The sequence below is a fragment of the Bradyrhizobium sp. genome (genome assembly GCF_035701725.1).
Taxonomy (GTDB): Bacteria; Pseudomonadota; Alphaproteobacteria; order Rhizobiales; family Xanthobacteraceae; genus Bradyrhizobium.
This window is the reverse complement of record NZ_DASSRP010000370.1, coordinates 24,819-41,103: the sequence shown is the minus strand read 5'-3', so window position 1 is coordinate 41,103 and position 16,285 is coordinate 24,819. Positions and strand designations below refer to the sequence as shown.

Here is a 16,285-nt window from a genome sequence, read left to right as displayed (position 1 = left end):
GCCGCCCGGCGCGACGCCGCCGTTGATCATCAATTACAGCGCCTCGACGGTTCCGATCATCCAGCTCGCGCTATCGGGCGAGGGCCTTACAGAACAAATTCTCGGCGATATCGCCATCAATCAGTTGCGCACGCCGCTGGTGACCGTGCCGGGCGCGGCCATTCCGTACCCTTATGGCGGCAAGCAGCGCCAGATCCAGATCGACGTCGATCCGCAGAAGCTGCAGTCGCTGGGGCTGTCTGGGGCGGACGTCGCCACAGCGCTTGCCGCGCAGAACCTGATTCAGCCGGCCGGCACCTCGAAGATCGGCAGCTTCGAATACGTGATCCAGGTCAACAACTCGCCGCTGAAGGCCGGCGACCTGGGCGACCTGCCGATCAAGGTCGTCAACGGCGCCACGGTCTATATCCGCGACGTCGCCACCGTGCGCGACGGCAATCCGCCGCAACAAAACGTCGTCCACGTCAACGGCAACCGCTCCGTGCTGATGATGGTGTTGAAGAACGGGTATATCTCGACGCTCGATATCATCGCCGGCATCAAGAAGAAGGCTGCTGCCTACAAGGATTCGCTTCCCGATACGCTGAAGATAGGCTTCGTCGGCGACCAGGGCGTGTTCGTCGCCGCCTCTATCGAAGGCGTGGTGCGCGAAGGCGTCATCGCCGCCGTGCTGACCAGCGTCATGATCCTGCTGTTTCTGGGAAGCTGGCGTTCGACAATCATCATTGCGACCTCGATCCCGCTCGCGGTGTTCGGTTCGATCATCATGCTGGCGGCGATCGGCGAGACCCTCAACATCATGACGCTCGGCGGCCTCGCGCTGGCAGTCGGTATTCTCGTCGACGAAGCCACGGTGACGATCGAGAACATCAACTGGCATCTGGAGCAGGGCAAGGAAGTGCGCCCGGCGATCCTCGACGGTGCGCAGCAGATCGTGGTGCCGGCGTTCGTGTCGCTGCTCTGCATTTGCATCGTGTTCATCCCGATGTTCTTCCTGCAGGGCATTCCGCGCTTCCTGTTCGTGCCGATGGCCGAAGCGGTGATCTTCGCGATGATCTGGTCGTTCATCCTGTCGCGCACGCTGGTCCCGACCATGGCGATGTATCTCCTGAAGCCGCACCAGCACGAGCACGGCGCGGCATTGCCGCCGACACGCAATCCGCTGGTCATGTTCCAGCGGGGCTTCGAGGCGGGATTCGAACGGTTCCGCAGCGGCTATCGCGACCTGCTGACACTTGCGCTGCGCCACCGTCCGACCTTCGTGGTCTGTTTCCTGGCGTTTGTGATCGCCTCGTTCGCGATGGTTCCTTATCTAGGGCAGAACTTCTTTCCGTCGGTCGATGCCGGTCAGATCCTGATGCATGTGCGCAGCCAGGTCGGTACGCGGCTGGAGGAAAACGCCTATCACTTCGCGGACATTCAGAAGGCGATCAAGAAGATCATCCCGCCGGACCAGATCGAGACCATGACCGACAACATCGGCATGCCGATCTCGGGCATCAATACGACCTATAACAATACCGGCGTGATGGGACCGCAGGACGGCGACATCCAGATCAAGCTGAAAGAGGATCATCCGCCGACGGAGAACTACATCAAGGCGATGCGGGAAGAACTGCCTCGGCTTTTCCCCGGAACGAGTTTTGCTTTTCTTCCTGCCGACATCGTCAACCAGATCCTGAACTTTGGCGCACCCGCACCGATCGATTTGCAGATCCGCGGCAACAATTTGAACGCGAACTTCGACTACGCATTCGAACTGCTGAGGCAGATCCGTCAGATTCCCGGCGTCGCCGACGCGCGCATTCAGCAGTCGACGAAGAATCCGACCTTCAACATCGATGTGGACCGGACGCGGGCGCAATATGTCGGCCTGACCGAGCGCGACGTCGTCAACAGCCTCACCGTCAACCTGTCGGGCAGCGGGCAGGTCGCGCCGACCTATTACCTCAATCCGGATAACGGCGTGAACTATGCGGTCGTGATGCAGACGCCGCAGTACCAGGTCGATTCCTTAAGCGCGCTGCAAACATTGCCGATCACGTCCAACGTGCCGGCGCAGGCGCCGATTCTCGGCGGCATCGCCAGCATTTCGCGCACCACGTCGAGCGCGATGGTTTCCCAATATGACATTCAGCCGATGGTGCAGATCTTCGCGACCACGCAGGGGCGGGACCTCGGCGGTGTCGCCCGCGACGTCAACAAGCTGATCGCGGCGACCGCCAAGGACGTGCCAAAGGGCTCGACGGTCGTGCTGTCCGGCCAGGTGCAGACCATGAACAGCTCGTTCACCGGATTGCTGTTCGGCCTGCTCGGCGCGATCGTGCTGGTCTATTTCCTGATCGTCGTGAACTTCCAGTCCTGGTCCGACCCGTTCGTGATCATCACGGCGCTGCCGGCGGCACTCGCAGGCATCGTCTGGATGCTGTTTACTACGCATACCACGATGTCCGTTCCGGCTCTGACCGGCGCGATCATGTGCATGGGCGTTGCGACCGCCAACAGCGTGCTCGTCATCAGTTTTGCCCGCGAGCGCTACGATGAACTGGGCGATCCCGTCGCCGCCGCCATCGAGGCCGGCTTCGTGCGTATCCGCCCGGTCCTGATGACCGCGCTCGCGATGATCATCGGCATGCTGCCGATGTCGCTTGGGCTCGGCGAAGGTGGCGAGGCCAACGCGCCTCTCGGCCGCGCCGTGATCGGCGGATTGTTGTTCTCAACCGCCGCGACGTTGATGTTCGTTCCTGTGGTTTTTAGTATGCTGCACAAAAAGCAGGACGCCAAAGCCGCCGTCCAATCGGAGACCGAGAATGCCCACTGAAGCACACATGCCGGTTTCTCGCCGAAAACTGGGCATTTTCGCCGTCCTCGCTGTCGCCGGTGCGCTGACCCTGGTCGTCAGCGGCATCCGCGCGCGGGAGGACACCAACGCCAAGCTGAAGGAATGGACGGACGACCAGGCCGTGCCGGCCGTTGCCGTGATCTATCCCGATCCGGGCGCGTTGACCGCAACCATCGATCTGCCGGGCCGTCTCGAAGCCTATTACCGCGCCCCGATCTTCGCGCGCGTCAACGGCTATCTGAAGAGCTGGAGCGCCGATATCGGCGCGCGGGTCAAGGCGGGCGATGTGATCGCCGAAATCGATGCGCCGGATCTCGACCAGCAACTCTTGCAGGCGCGCGCCGATCTGGCCAATCAGCAGGCGAGCGCGAAGCTTTCGGAAGTGACGCTGGCGCGCCGCAAGACCCTGATCGCCTCGAATTTCGTTTCGATGCAGGAAATCGACGAGCGCACCGCCGACCTCTCCAACAAGAACGCGGCCGTCAATTCGAGCCAGGCCAATGTGGAGCGGCTCGAGGCGCTCGCCGGCTACAAGAAGATCACCGCCCCGTTCGACGGGATCGTGACCGCACGCAACACCGACGTCGGCGCGCTGATCAACGCCGGCGGCGGCAGCGGCCCGCCGATGTTCATCATTTCCGACATCAAGAAGCTGCGCGTCTACGTCAACGTGCCGCAGACCTACGTGCCGATGGTGAAGATTGGCGGCCACGCAAAGATTTCCGTGCCGGAGTATCCGACCCGGTCCTTTGAGGCGACCGTCGAAGCGTCTTCGCAAGCGGTCGACGTCACCTCCGGCACGACGCAGATGCAGCTTGGCCTCGACAATATCGCCGGCGAGTTGATGCCGGGCGGCTTTGCCAATGTGAAGCTGGTCCTTCAACGCGGCGACAACGTGCCTCTGCACATTCCCTCCAGCGCTCTGATCTTCGACCAGAAGGGCCTGCGCGTGGCAACCGTGACGCCCGACAACAAGATCCTGTTCAAGCCGGTCACGATCGCGCGCGACCTCGGCCGCGACATCGAGCTAGCCGGCGGCGTCACGGTCGAAGACCGCGTCATCAGCACGCCGCCCGACGGCATCGTCGACGGCGATCCGGTTCGCGTCGTCAGCACCAAGGGCCGTCCGGCGACCGCGACCGCCAAGCAGGGCGAGAAGGGTTAGAGCGGCTCCTGCCGTGCCCCGGATGCGGCGCAGCGTGAAACGATGCGCTGCTGATCCGGGGTCCACATTGGCGGGATAGCATGGTCGTAGGTCCCGGCTCTGCGGCGCAGCGCGGAAGACCCTGCATCGCGTCCGGGACACGACGTTACCCCATCCGCCATTCCAAGATTCCATCCTCGGCGCGCGAAATCGCACCCGACGAGCCGATTGGACTGCGCTCCATATTCAGGAGATAAGCGAGCGTCTGCTGATCGGTGGCGGGGACGCGCGCCAGTGTACGCGCGTTGTCCTCCGTCCGCAGCATCACCACGCCGTGCTCGATCTCGTTGTTGCGCCCATAGAGCGCGGTGAAGCTCTCGATGATGCCCTGGCCGGTAGCTTCCGTTACGAACGGCGGCGCTGGTGCGCGATAGCGATCGGCCTCGCGCTGAACGCTGGTCTCTTGCGCCAGCGGCTCAGACGGTGCCTGCCGCGACAGTAGCAGCGCATGGTGCTTGGTGACGAAGCCGCCCTGGCCGTAGAGCAGACCGAGCGAGGCATCACCAGCGCGGAGCTTGCGAACCATCGCGCATGCCGCATGCGTCATGTAGGTGTTGAGCGGTGCGCCGAAAAACGTCAGGCCGCCGGTGACGGTCGGCGTGACATCGGAGCCAAGCCCGAGTGTTCGCCGCGCCATTTTCGGCACGCAGGGGAAGCAACTGTAAAGCTCGACCGCGTCGAAGGCACGGCCATCAGCCAGGCCCAGCGCCGCCTTCAGCACCGCATCCTGCGCGTGGCTTTGCACGAACTGGTCGCGCTCGAGATAGTCGCGCGGCTCCTCCGCCGACGCACCGCCGACGAAGTAGACCAGTTTGTCTTCGGGTATCCCGGCCGCGCGCGCCTTAGCGAGGCTCGTCAGCAAGACCGCACCGCCCATATTGACCGTCGGATTGGCGACCATGAGTTTGGTATAGGGCCAGGCGATCAGCCGGTTGTCGGCCGATGGCGTCGTGATTTCTTCTGGCGTGAAGCTCCGCTTCAGCCAGCTATTCGGATTATTGCTCGCGACGCGCGAATAGGCCGACCATAGCGCGCCGGATTCGGTCATCGCCTCGCGCGGGGTCTGGCCCCAATGCGCTGATGTCGCCGCTTCGTAGAAGGGATAAACGCTGACCGGGCGGAATACGCCGAGCTTGACGGCCAGCGGCTTCTGATAGGCCGCACCGCGTTTGGGCTCCTCGACATCATGGGCGAATGGCGTCCACGGCAGGGCGATGCCGGCCCGCTCGGCGCGCGTTGCCGTGCTCTGCGCTTCCGCGCCGCAGACTGCAGCTATGCTGCACTCGCCGCGCGCGATGCGCTGCGCCGCCTCGTGCAGATAGCGGATCGGGCTTTCGCCGCCGACCGGCCCGTAATAAGCGTGCCTCGGCTGGATGCCGAGCCGCGCCGAAAGCAGCTTTTCCGGTTCACGATAGCGCCAGCTCAAAAAATTGACGACGTCGAGCGAACCGATCTCGTGCAACAGCTTGGCGCCGCTGTCGGCTTGCGCGCGCTTGAGCGCTTCGACCAGCAGCGCCAGCGGCTCCAGCCCGTCGACGATTTCGTTGGGACGGTCGGTGATTTCGCCGGCGCCAACGATGACGGGAATGCGATCGGCGGATGGAGGGGATTTCATGTCAGGTTTCCTCCCTGTCAGCATGTATCACGTCGTTACGCCGTGAAGAAGGATGCGCGTTTCGCCACGCAGAATATCCGGCCATTTCTCCCTTGCGATTTCGCCGCGTCGGGAGAATGCTCTCGCTCAACGAATTGGAGGGAGTGTCTTGATGTCTGGCGAAGCGTCGGTTTCAGACCGAGGGGCGACCTTCGACGTCGTGGTGGTTGGCGCCGGTTTTGCCGGAATGTATATGCTTCACCGGCTGCGTGGGCTCGGATTTTCAGTTCACGTCTATGAACAGGGCGGCGGCGTCGGCGGCACCTGGTACTGGAACCGGTATCCCGGCGCGCGTTGCGACGTCGAAAGCATGCAGTACTCCTATTCGTTTTCGCAGGAGTTGCAGCAGGAATGGGATTGGAGCGAGCGCTACGCGTCGCAGCCGGAGATTCTCGAATACGCCAACCACGTCGCCGATCGTTTCGGCCTGCGCGAGGCCATCTCGCTCAACACGCGGATCGAGCGCGCGGAGTTCGACGCGGCGACCGGCACATGGACGATCGCAACGTCCACCGGCCGCCTGGTGCGTGCGAGCTTTATCGTGCTGGCGACGGGATGTCTGTCCAACGCCAGAATTCCCGACATCAAGGGGTTGTCCGATTTCAAGGGGCCGATCTATCACACCGGCCACTGGCCGCATCAGAAAGTCGACTTCACGGACAAGCGCGTCGCGGTGATCGGCACCGGATCTTCGGCGATCCAGGCCATTCCCGTGATCGCTGCGCAGGCGCAGCATCTCTACGTATTTCAGCGCACGCCGAACTTTTCGATACCGGCCCGCAACGCGCCGTTGAGCGATGACGCACGCGATGCGTTTCGCAAGGACTATGCGGAGATCCGCCGCTTTGCCCGCGAGAATACCCGCAACGGCATCTATACCGAACTTCCCGACCGAGGCGCCTTCGACGACGGCGAGAATGCAAGACGAGCCCGCTATGAAGATCGTTGGCTCAAGGGCGGACTCACGTTCATGGTCGCCTATAACAATCTCGTTCTCGATAAAGACGCCAACGAGACCGCCGCCGACTTCGTCCGCTCGAAAATTGCGGAGATCGTCAAGGATGGCGAAACAGCCAAAAGGCTGCAACCCGACAATCACCCGATCGGCACCAAGCGCATCTGCGTCGATACGGATTACTACGCAACGTTCAACCGGCCGAACGTGACCCTGGTCGATATTCGTGCCGCGGGTATCGAAGAAGTTCAGCCCAATGCCGTGCGCGCGGGCGGTGCCGATTACGAGATCGATGCGCTGGTGCTGGCGACCGGCTTTGATGCGATGACAGGCTCGGTCGCCAAGATCGATATTCGCGGCCGCGGTGGCGTGACCTTGAACCAGAAATGGGCTGCAGGTCCCAAGACCTATCTCGGCCTGATGAGCGAGAGCTTTCCCAATCTCTTCATCATTACCGGTCCCGGCAGCCCGTCGGTGCTTTCCAACATGATCGTCTCGATCGAGCAGCATGTCGACTGGATTGCCGACTGTCTCGCGTTCATGCGCAAGCAAAACCGCAGGATCATCGAGCCCTCGTGCGAGGCCGAAGAGAAATGGGTCGCGCATGTCAACGAGGTGGCGGGGATGACGCTCTATCCGCAGGCCAATTCCTGGTACATGGGCGCCAATATCCCGGGCAAGCCGCGGATCTTCATGCCCTATATCGGGGGTGTCGGCGCCTATCGCCGCATCTGCGACGAGGTCGCAGCCGAAGGCTATCGGGGTTTTGCGATGACGGGGGGAGAGCGTGCAGGGGTTGCGTAGGGTCGTAGCCCTCACTCGACCTGAATGCCCGTCTCCTCAATTACGCGCTTCCATTCGCGGGCCTGTTGATCGAGCGCGGCCGCGAACTCTTGCGGCGTTGTAGCTCGCGCGTCGACGCCGATGCCGTCGAGACTGGTTCGCACGTCGGCCGACTGAAGCGCTTCGTTCACCGCGCTGTTGAGCTTCATCACGATCGCCTGCGGCGTCCCGGCGGGGGCGAGCAGGCCGAACAGAACTTCCTCCGGAAAGCCAAGAATGCCGACTTCGCGCATGGTCGGGGTTTGCGGCAATTCCGGCCACCGTTCCTTGCTCGTGACCGCGAGCGCCTTGAGCTTGCCGTCCCTGAATTGCGGCAGGAGATTGGACTTGTTGTTGACGACCATTTCAATATGACCGCCGAGCGCATCGGTCACGGCCGGCGCGCCACCCTTGTAAGGCACGAACAGGATGTCGGTGCCGGTCTTCAGCTTGAAATATTCGCCGGCGAATTGCGTATAGATTCCGGGCGAGGCGCCGTATTTGAGTTTTCCGGGGTGGTCCTTTGCGTAAACCACGAAGTCCTTGAAGTTATCAGCGGGCACACGCGGAGAGAGCGCAATCGCCAGCGAATCGACGCAGACCACCGCAATCGGCGCAAAAGATTTGACCGGATCGAAGCCGAGATCGGTGAAGATCGCCCCGATCGCATTGACGTTGGTGCCGCCGAGCAGCAGGGTGTAACCGTCAGGCGTCGCGGAGGCGACGAGCTTGGCGCCGATCCGGCCGCCGGCGCCGGGATGGTTTTCCACCACGACGCCTTTGCCGAATTTGGTTGCGAGCGATTGTGCGATCAGCCGCGCCGCCACATCGGTCGGCCCGCCGGCGGGGAAGGGCACGACGATCTTGATGGTGCGCTCCGGATAATCGCCGGCGCTTGCGGGCCAAGGCAGTGTCGCCAGAAGCAGCGCAAGCAGAAAAATGCTCCGTCCGAAGCGCAGCCGACCAGGACCCGGCATCTTCTTCCCCCGTTCGTGCGTTCTCGCCTCTTACCCGCGCGCGGCGCGGTCTTTTTCGTTCTGCGCCTTGATCGCTTCCTTGGCCTGGTTCCAGTCGGCGTCGGACCAGTCGCGCAATTGATAGAAGTTGCCGCCCATGGCGAGCGCCTGGCCGCCATCCATGGCGATGGTCTCGCCATTGATCCAGTCGCAGCCGCCCGAAATAAGGAACACCGCGAGGTTTTGCAGTTCTTCCATGGTGCCGACGCGGCCCATCGGATTCATCGCCTTGGTGCGGGCGCCAGCTTCGTCGCCGGGCTTGATGCGCTTGCTCATGCCTTCGGTCGGAATTTCGCCCGGCGCAATCGTGTTGAGCCGGATGCCGTAATGGCCCCATTCGGCGGCCAGCGACATCGTCATGGCGTGGACCGCCGACTTGCTCATCGCCGAGGGCACGACATAGGGGCTGCCGTTGCGGACCCAGGTGACGGTGATGGACACCACATTGCCGGGCAGCTTGCTGGCGATCCAGCGCCGCCCGACGGCATGGGTGACATAGAACGTGCCATGCATGACGATATTGGCAACCGCATCGAAACCGCGCGGTGAAAGCTCTTCGGTGCGGGCGATGAAATTGCCGGCCGCATTGTTGATCAGGTCGGTCAGCGGCGCGTCCTTGAAGATCAGTTCGACCATTTCGTCGACCGCGAGCGCGTTACGGATATCGACACCATGGCTGGTGACCCGGCCGCCATGAAGGTCCATCAGTTCGGTTGCGGTCTCGTCGCAGACGCTTTTGCGGCGTCCACAGATGTGAACTTCGGCGCCGAGCTGAAGGAAGCGGGCGGCCATGGCTTTGCCGAGACCGGTGCCGCCGCCTGTGACCAGGATGCGGCGGTTTGCGAGAAGTTTTTCGCTGAACATGACGGGTTCCTTCTTGTCGTCCGTCGTCGGCGACTAAGACCGGACGGGCCTTCGTGTAAAGCGCCTGTCGCGCCGTAAACGGCACGATGCAGCTATGGCGGTTTATCACATTCGGCCGCATCCGCTGCTCGACTTGCGTCGAACCCTAAGCAACCCGCCCGTTTCTTGGCCTTGCGCTGCGGCGCAAAAATTGCGACTCAAAGGAGGCCGGCTGCCTTTGGAGCATTTTACGCAATGTCTTCTCAGATCGTGCTTTCCGAAACCGGGCTCGACCCCGGCCGCAGCGAGGAAAACGCCGCCCTCGAAGAAGACGTCCGCCTGCGAAACGACATCCGCCTGCTCGGGCGGATCCTGGGCGATACCGTCCGTGACCAGGAAGGCGCCGACGTTTTCGACCTGGTCGAGCGCATCCGCCAGACCTCGATCCGGTTTCATCGCGGCGATGATACGGCGGCCAGGGGCGAACTCGAGCTCATTCTCGACAGCATGTCGATCAGCCAGACGCTGCGCATCGTGCGCGCCTTCAGCTATTTCTCGCACCTCGCCAATATCGCCGAGGACCAGAACAACATCCGCCGGATGCGGCTAAGCTCGAAGGCCGGCGAAGCGCCGCGGCAGGGCACGCTGGCGCGAACGCTGTTGGATGCGCGCGCGGCCGGCATTACCGCGACCAACCTGCGCAAGTTTTTTGCCTCCGCTTTGGTCAGCCCGGTCCTCACAGCGCATCCGACCGAGGTCCGCCGCAAGAGCACCATCGATCGCGAGATGGAGATCGCGGCCGTTCTCGACCGCCGCGAGCGGGTCCAGCTTACGCCGGAGGAGCTTTCGGCCAGCGACGAACAATTGCGGCGCGCCGTCCTGACGTTGTGGCAAACCAATCTGTTGCGCCGCACCCGCCTGACCGTGCTCGACGAGGTCGCCAATGGCCTGTCTTTCTACGACTACACCTTCCTGTATGAGGTCCCTCGGCTGCATTGCCGTCTGGAAGACCGGCTGAACGAGGGGGAGGGTGTGGCTCAGGGCGAACTGGCATCCTTCCTCAGGATGGGAAGCTGGATCGGCGGCGACCGCGACGGCAATCCGTTTGTCACGGCCGAGGTGATGCGCGGTACGCTGAAGATGCAGTCGAGCCGAATCATTCGCTTCTATCTCGACGAGCTGCATATCCTCGGCTCCGAGCTTTCGCTCGCCGCGCATCTTGCCGATGTCTCCAAGGACCTGCGGGCGCTTGCCGAACAGTCCCCCGACACCTCGCCGCATCGCAGCGGTGAGCCGTATCGTCTGGCGGTTTCCGGCATCTTTGCCAGGTTGACGGCGACCGCCGCGCGGCTTGAGGTCGAGACCACGCGGCCTGCGGTGGGCGAGGCCGCACCCTATGCCAGCGCCGCCGAATTCAAGGCCGATCTCGACATTCTCGCCCGTTCGCTCACGGCAAACAATTCGCGGGTGATCGCCCGCGGCCGCTTGCGCCACCTCAGGCGGGCCGCGGATTGCTTCGGCTTTCATCTAGCACGGCTCGACATCCGGCAGAACTCGGCCGTGCATGAGCGCACGGTCGCCGAATTGATCGATGCGGCAATGCCGGGAAAATCCTATTCCGCGCTGGGCGAGGAGGCGCGCATCGCGCTTTTGACCAGCGAACTCCGCAACGCCCGTCCGCTGACATCGGCCTTCGTCAAATACAGCGAGGAGACCGTCGGCGAACTCGCCGTGTTCCGTGCCGCCGCCGAAGCCCATGCCAGATACGGCACGGAGGCGATTTCCCAGTGCATCATCTCGATGTGCAAGGGCGTTTCCGACATGCTGGAGGTCGCGGTGCTGCTGAAGGAGGTCGGTCTGGTCGATCCCTCCGGCCGCAGCGCGATCAATATCGTGCCGCTGTTCGAGACCATCGAGGATCTGCAGGCCTCAAGCGGCATCATGGATCGCATCCTGTCGATGCACGACTATCGCAGGCTGGTCGACAGCCGCGGCGCGGTGCAGGAGGTGATGCTCGGCTATTCCGACAGCAACAAGGATGGCGGCTTCGTCACCTCGGGCTGGGAGCTCTACAAGGCCGAGATCGGGCTGGTCGAAGTTTTCGAGCGGCACCATGTGCGGCTGCGGCTCTTTCATGGCCGCGGCGGCTCGGTCGGCCGCGGCGGCGGCCCGAGCTACGATGCGATCGTCGCCCAGCCCGGCGGCGCCGTGAACGGTCAGATCCGCATCACCGAGCAGGGCGAGATTATCTCCAGCAAATACGCCAATGCGGATGTCGGCCTCGATAATCTCGAAGTTCTGGCCGCCGCGACGCTGGAAGCCAGCCTGTTGCACCCGAGGCAAAGCGCGCCGCGTGCCGAATATCTGAAGGCGATGGAACAATTGTCGGCGCATGCCTTCAAGGCCTATCGCGGCCTGGTCTACGAGACCGAGGGTTTCGCCGACTATTTCTGGGCCTCGACCGTCATCACCGAAATCGCCACGCTGAACATCGGCAGCCGGCCGGCCTCGCGCAAGAAGACGCGCGAGATCGAGGATCTTCGTGCCATTCCATGGGTGTTCAGCTGGGCGCAATGCCGCCTGATGCTGCCGGGGTGGTACGGCTTTGGCAGCGCGGTCGAAGCATGGCTGAAGGAAAATCCCGATAGCGGCATGGGCTTCCTGAAAGAGCTGTATCGGGAATGGCCGTTCTTTCGAACGTTGCTGTCGAACATGGATATGGTTCTGGCCAAAAGCTCGATCGCGATCGCTTCGCGCTATGCCGAACTCGTGCCCGATGTCGCGCTTCGCGAAAAGATTTTCGAGCGCATCCGGCGGGAGTGGCAATGCTCGATCGACAAGCTATTGGAGATCACCGGTCAGACCCGGCTGTTGGAAAGCAATCCGCTGCTCGAGCGATCGATCCGCAATCGCTTTCCCTATATCGATCCGCTGAACCACGTGCAGGTCGAGCTTCTGAAGGAGCACAGGGCGCAGAACGTCGACGAGCAGGTGCTGCGCGGCATCCAGATCACGATCAACGGCATTTCGGCGGGCTTGCGCAACAGCGGCTAGTAAATAGGCGAATAGGGAGTAGCGAATAGGGAAATTTCCATTCGCTATTCGCTACTCGCCATTCGCTTCTTCAGCAGTTGTGCGCGCCTTGCGTCTCGACATAGACCGCATAGAGCGATTGGCTCGCGGTCATGAACAGGCGGTTTCGTTTCTTGCCGCCGAAGCAAAGATTGGCGCAGCATTCCGGCAGGCAGATCTGGCCGATCCGCTGGCCGTCGTCGGGCGCAAAGACCTGAACGCCGTCATAGCCTTCGCCCACCCATCCGGCGCCGACCCAGATATTGCCTTCGGTGTCGACGCGAAGACCGTCAGGGAAACCCGATCTGTCGCCCATCGCCATGTCAATCAGTGGGCGCGGTTTTGAGAGCTTGCCGCCATCGAGATCGTATTGCCAGACCACGTTCTTGGCTTGCGGGTAGTGCGTGATGCCGCTGTCGCAAATATAGACCTTGCGGTAATCGGCGCTGAAAGCGACGCCGTTCGGCTTGAAGGCATCGTCGGCGACTTTCGTGATTTCGCCGGTCTGCGCATCCACGCGATACACTGCTTCCTTCTGGTAGGGCTGGACCGCGCCGCCGGTGGTCCGTTGCCCCTCGTAAAGAACGATGGCGCCGTAGCCGGGATCGGTGAACCAGATCGAACCGTCATTGGGATGAACCACCACGTCGTTGGGCCCATTCAAGGGCTTGCCGTTGGCGCGCTCGGCAAGCACCGTCGTTGATCCGTCATGCTCGAAACGGACCACGCGCGTTCGCTCGCAGGTGATTTGCCGTCCCTGGAAATCGAACGTGTTGCCGTTGGCTTCGTTGGTGGGCTTGCGGAAGTGCTCGGAGATAAATCCGCCGCCATCCTCGAGATAGCGAAGCTGGCGATTGTTCGGAATATCGCTCCAGACGAGATATTGGCCCTGCGCGTTCCAGGCGGGGCCTTCGGCCCACAGGCAGCCGGTAAAGAGCCGCTTGATCGCGGTATTGCCGACCTTCGCCTTGAAGCGCTTGGGGTCGATGACGACGATGTCCGGATCGGGATAGCGCTGCGGCGGGGCGTTGGGCCCGAAGTCGCGATGAAGGGGCCCTCGCTCGTCAGTCATTTTTCCTCCGCACTTGTCTCGGCGCATTCGGGACGCGGCGAGGCGTCCCGAATGTCCAAGCTAGCGCGAAAGGGCCGACATCAGCAATTATGCGCGCCCTGCGTTTCGACATAGACCGCATACAGCGATTGGCTTGCGGCCATGAACAGGCGGTTTCGCTTCTTGCCGCCGAAGCAGAGATTGGCGCAGGTTTCCGGTAGGCGGATCTGGCCGATCCGCTCTCCGTCCGGCGCGAAAACCTGGACGCCGTCATAGCCGTCGCCGACCCATCCGGCGCCGACCCAGATATTGCCTTCGGTGTCGACGCGCAGACCGTCGGGGAATCCCGATTTGCCGTCCAGCGTCATATCGATCAGGGTGCGCGGGTTCGACAGCTTGTCGCCATTCAGGTCGTATTGCCAGACGATGTTCTTGGCTTCCGGATAATGCGTGGTGCCGGTGTCGCAGACATAGACCTTCTTGTAGTCGTGGCTGAAGGCGATGCCGTTCGGCTTGAACGGCTCGTCGGCCACCTTCGTCAACTGGCCGCTCTTGGCATCGAGCCGGTAGACCGCCTCTTTCTGATAAGGCTGCACCGAGCCGGTATTGGCCTTCTGGCCTTCGTAGATGCTGATGGCGCCGTAGCCGGGATCGGTGAACCAGATCGAGCCATCGTTGGGATGCACGACCATGTCGTTGGGTCCGTTCAGCGGCTTGCCGTTGGCCTGCTCGGCGAGCGAGGTGATCGAGCCGTTATGCTCGAACCGCACCAGCCGTGTCCGCTCTGCGGTGATCTGCCGGCCCTCGAAATCGAAGGTGTTGCCGTTGGCTTCGTTGGACGGTTTGTGGAACTGCTCGGATATATGGCCGTCGTCGTCGAGATAGCGGAGCTGACGGTTGGCCGGAATATCGCTCCAGACCAGATACTGACCCTGCGCATTCCATGCCGGTCCTTCGGCCCACAGACAACCCGTGTACAGGCGCTTGATCGAGGTATTGCCGACCTTGGCCTTGAAGCGCTTGGGATCGATCACGACGATATCGGGATCGGGATAGCGCTCAGGCTCGGCACCGCGCCCGTAGTTGCGCGCGGAGGCGTCGCCGGCTACGGCCGATAGCGCGGCAACGGCCGCGGCACCGCGGAGCAGGTGACGGCGATCGATGCCGTCGCCTTCGAGTTTGTCTTGAAGGCGTGGTTTGTTTGTCATGTTTTCCTCCGGATTTTCTTATCGCGCGAAAGCTCCGCCGGAAATCCGGCGTAATGCAGGCGAGACAACCCCAGGTCGATGAATGGCTGCCCTGCCGTTCGTAGATCGCAAGGGTGCTTGACGAGCGACCGCGTGTCGCACAACGGCGGCTTCGATGCTGCGTTCCAAGCAAGTTCGTCCCGCCGCCGCGCATTCCGCCATGCGAGACGGATGGACTTCCCGGGCAGCCCGCTAAGTCCCTATTCCCTAATATTTATTGCTGAGGTGAGGGTGCTTGTATCGCAGCGATCCCCCGGGCTATGGTCCGGCAGAATTTTAAAAAAAGCCGGGAGGACATTATGTTGAGGGTATTGGGCGCAGCGGTTGCCGGGTTGGTCTTTATCGCCCAGGCCTATGCCGCGGATGCGCCGTCGGAAATCAAGATCGGTACCCTCTACGCCTCGTCCGGTCGGTTCGCCTCGATCTCAATGCCGGTCTACAGCTCGCTCAAGCTATGGGTTGATCTGAAAAATGCCGACGGCGGCGTCTATGTGAAGGCCTTCGACAAGAAGCTGCCGGTGAAGCTCGTCGCCTATGACGATCAGAGCAATACCGCAACCGCATCGACACTTTATAATCAGCTTGTCACACAGGATAAGGTCGACCTGCTGGTGGCGGATTCGGGTTCGGTGCTGACCGCGCCGGCCGTCACCATCGCGCGCGACCACAAGATGTTCCTGTTCGACCAGACCGGTACCGGCGCGAGCTTCTTTTCGAAGGACAATCCCTATATCGCGCTGATGGCCGATCCGGTCTCCACCATCTGGCCGAAGCCGATCGCGGATTTCGTGATCCACGACGGCCCGGCGCTCGGCATCAAGAAGATCGCCATTCTCTACTCGACCAACGAATTCACCGGCACCCAGGCCAACGCATTCCGCAAGTTCATCAAGGATTCCGGCTTGCCGATCGAGATCGTCTACGATCAGGGCGTGCCGACCGAAACCAGCAACTACACCGTCATCATCAACAACATCGTCAATGCGCAGCCGGATGCGGTGTTTACGTTCGGCTATGCGCCGAACGACATCGCCTTCCTGCGCAACGTCGCGGATGTCGGCGTCAAGTTCAAAATGCTGTTTGTGATCTATGCCGGCCTGGAGAAGGAACTGCTCGAGAAGAACGTCGGCGACAAGGGTCTCGAACACGTGTTCACCTACGTGCCGCCGTCCGATCTGGAATATCCGGTCAACTTTGGCATGAATCTGAAGGATTACCGGGCGGCGTGGGACAAGAAGTATACCGACGGCAAGCTTGAATTCGGCCTCAACGCGATTGCCGGCTACACCACGGGGCTCGTGATCGAGAAGGCGTTGTCGGTGGCGACCAGCCTCGACCAGCTCGAACTGCACCGCGCCGTGTTCAGCCTGTCTGGCCAGCTCAAGACGCTGTGCGGCCCGTTTGCGCTCGACGAGATGGGAGGCCAGATCGGCGAGTTGACGCCGCTCGGACAGCTTGAGATGGACGACCACGGCCATCTCAAATTTGTGTCGATCTATCCGCATGAGGTCGCCACCGGCAAGCCGGTCTATCCGCGTCCATGAACGTTGCGCTGTTTGCGGTAGCTTCTCGGGGGTGA

The 16,285-nt window shown here is 62.1% G+C and carries 10 protein-coding genes; 5 read left to right on the top strand and 5 right to left on the bottom strand.

What is annotated here, in order from left to right:
* On the top strand, positions 1 to 2,821 hold a 2,821-nt coding region (locus VFL62_RS22325; RefSeq protein WP_325174563.1), incomplete at its 5' end, for an efflux RND transporter permease subunit.
* Entirely contained in the window at positions 2,811 to 4,007 is a 1,197-nt protein-coding gene (locus VFL62_RS22320; protein WP_325174562.1) for an efflux RND transporter periplasmic adaptor subunit, read from the top strand. The genes VFL62_RS22325 and VFL62_RS22320, both read left to right, overlap by 11 nt.
* A 145-nt stretch (positions 4,008 to 4,152) precedes the next feature.
* Here VFL62_RS22320 and VFL62_RS22315 read toward each other — a convergent pair whose 3' ends face one another.
* Positions 4,153 to 5,661, bottom strand: a complete 1,509-nt coding sequence (locus tag VFL62_RS22315; RefSeq protein WP_325174561.1) for an acetyl-CoA acetyltransferase — start codon at positions 5,659 to 5,661, stop codon at positions 4,153 to 4,155.
* Positions 5,662 to 5,812: 151 nt separating this feature from the next.
* Here VFL62_RS22315 and VFL62_RS22310 point away from each other — a divergent pair, with 151 nt between their 5' ends.
* A complete protein-coding gene (locus VFL62_RS22310; RefSeq protein ID WP_325174560.1) occupies positions 5,813 to 7,459 on the top strand; it encodes an NAD(P)/FAD-dependent oxidoreductase in 1,647 nt (548 codons plus the stop codon).
* An 11-nt stretch (positions 7,460 to 7,470) separates the two neighbouring features.
* Here VFL62_RS22310 and VFL62_RS22305 read toward each other — a convergent pair whose 3' ends face one another.
* Complete coding sequence (locus VFL62_RS22305) at positions 7,471 to 8,454, bottom strand: tripartite tricarboxylate transporter substrate binding protein (protein ID WP_325174559.1); 984 nt, start codon at positions 8,452 to 8,454, stop codon at positions 7,471 to 7,473.
* 30 nt (positions 8,455 to 8,484) lie between these two features.
* A complete protein-coding gene (locus VFL62_RS22300) occupies positions 8,485 to 9,357 on the bottom strand; it encodes an SDR family oxidoreductase (protein WP_325174558.1) in 873 nt (290 codons plus the stop codon).
* Between the two features lie 234 nt (positions 9,358 to 9,591).
* Between VFL62_RS22300 and ppc the strand changes: the two genes are divergently transcribed.
* Positions 9,592 to 12,390, top strand: a complete 2,799-nt coding sequence (ppc, locus tag VFL62_RS22295) for a phosphoenolpyruvate carboxylase (RefSeq protein WP_325174557.1) — start codon at positions 9,592 to 9,594, stop codon at positions 12,388 to 12,390.
* A gap of 70 nt (positions 12,391 to 12,460) precedes the next feature.
* On the opposite strand, the gene VFL62_RS22290 is transcribed toward ppc, so the two are convergent.
* Positions 12,461 to 13,480, bottom strand: coding sequence for an SMP-30/gluconolactonase/LRE family protein (locus VFL62_RS22290; RefSeq protein WP_325174556.1), 1,020 nt, complete (start codon positions 13,478 to 13,480; stop codon positions 12,461 to 12,463).
* Between the two features lie 80 nt (positions 13,481 to 13,560).
* Positions 13,561 to 14,667, bottom strand: a complete 1,107-nt coding sequence (locus VFL62_RS22285) for an SMP-30/gluconolactonase/LRE family protein (protein ID WP_325174555.1) — start codon at positions 14,665 to 14,667, stop codon at positions 13,561 to 13,563.
* Between the two features lie 338 nt (positions 14,668 to 15,005).
* Between VFL62_RS22285 and VFL62_RS22280 the strand changes: the two genes are divergently transcribed.
* Positions 15,006 to 16,250: an amino acid ABC transporter substrate-binding protein gene (locus tag VFL62_RS22280; protein WP_325174554.1), complete on the top strand. Its 1,245-nt coding sequence runs from the start codon at positions 15,006 to 15,008 to the stop codon at positions 16,248 to 16,250.
* The last annotated feature ends 35 nt before the right edge of the window (positions 16,251 to 16,285 follow it).